The sequence below is a fragment of the Streptomyces sp. sk2.1 genome (assembly GCF_008120935.1).
Classification (GTDB): domain Bacteria; phylum Actinomycetota; class Actinomycetes; order Streptomycetales; family Streptomycetaceae; genus Streptomyces.
On the sequence record NZ_RDBO01000232.1, the window covers coordinates 1 to 957 of the forward strand.

The following is a 957-nucleotide window of genomic DNA, read 5'->3' on the forward strand; positions in this document are numbered from 1 at the left end:
GCTGCGCAACGCCCGGCAGGCCAACGCCATGGCCCAGCGGCTCGCGGAGGGGGTGCGCGCGGTGGGCGGCGTCGAGATCCTCCACCCCGTCCAGGCCAACGCGGTCTTCGCCCGGCTGCCGCACGCGGTGAGCGAGCGGCTGCAGGAGCGCTTCCGCTTCTACTTCTGGGACGAGGCCGCCGGCGACGTGCGCTGGATGTGCTCCTTCGACACGACGGAGGAGGACGTCGACGCGTTCCTCCTCGCGCTGAAGGAAGAACTGGCGAGGTAGCCACCGCCGGACCGGCATGCGGACGGCCGGGAAGTCGGTGACTTCCCGGCCGTCCGCATGCCCGCAGACCGGTTCCGGCGCCCGCGCGCACTCCGGGGAGCGGCGGGCCGCTCCCCGGAGTGACGTTTCGGCGTCGGAACCGGCCGCGTCAGCTCTTCTCGCGCAGCTCGGCGGGGGACGGCGCGGTGCCGCCGAGGTGCGCCGGCACCCACCAGGTGTCGGTCGCGTCCTTCGGACGCACCGGATGGGCGCGCTGGGCCGCCTCCAGGAGCTCCTGGACCCGCTCGCGCAGCCGCCGGGTGATCGCGCCCGCGTACTGGTCGGCAGGCGCCTCCACGGGCTCGCCGACCCGGATCGTCACCGGGAAGTGGTTGCGCTTGAAATTGCGCGGACGGCCCTTGGTCCACAGCCGCTGCGTCCCCCACAGCGCCATCGGGATCAGCGGCACGCCGGCCTCCTGGGCCAGCCGGGCGGCGCCCGACTTGAAGCTCTTCAGCGTGAACGACTCCGAGATCGTCGCCTCGGGGAACACCCCGACCACCTCGCCGGAACGCAGCGAGGTGAGCGCGTGGGCGTAGGCGTGCTCGCCCTGCTTGCGGTCGACGGGGATGTGCTTCATGCCACGCATCAGCGGCCCGGAGACCTTGTGCCGGAAGACCGACTCCTTCGCCATGAAGCGGACGAGC

At 72.8% G+C, this 957-nt stretch carries 1 protein-coding gene and 1 pseudogene; one reads left to right on the top strand and one right to left on the bottom strand.

What is annotated here, in order from left to right; translation table 11 throughout:
• A pseudogene (locus EAO76_RS42990) lies at nt 1-271 on the top strand (threonine aldolase); the annotation flags it as partial.
• A gap of 148 nt (nt 272-419) precedes the next feature.
• Here EAO76_RS42990 and EAO76_RS42995 read toward each other — a convergent pair.
• Nucleotides 420-957: lysophospholipid acyltransferase family protein (locus EAO76_RS42995; protein ID WP_148841638.1), on the bottom strand; the 538-nt coding region annotated here is incomplete at its 5' end.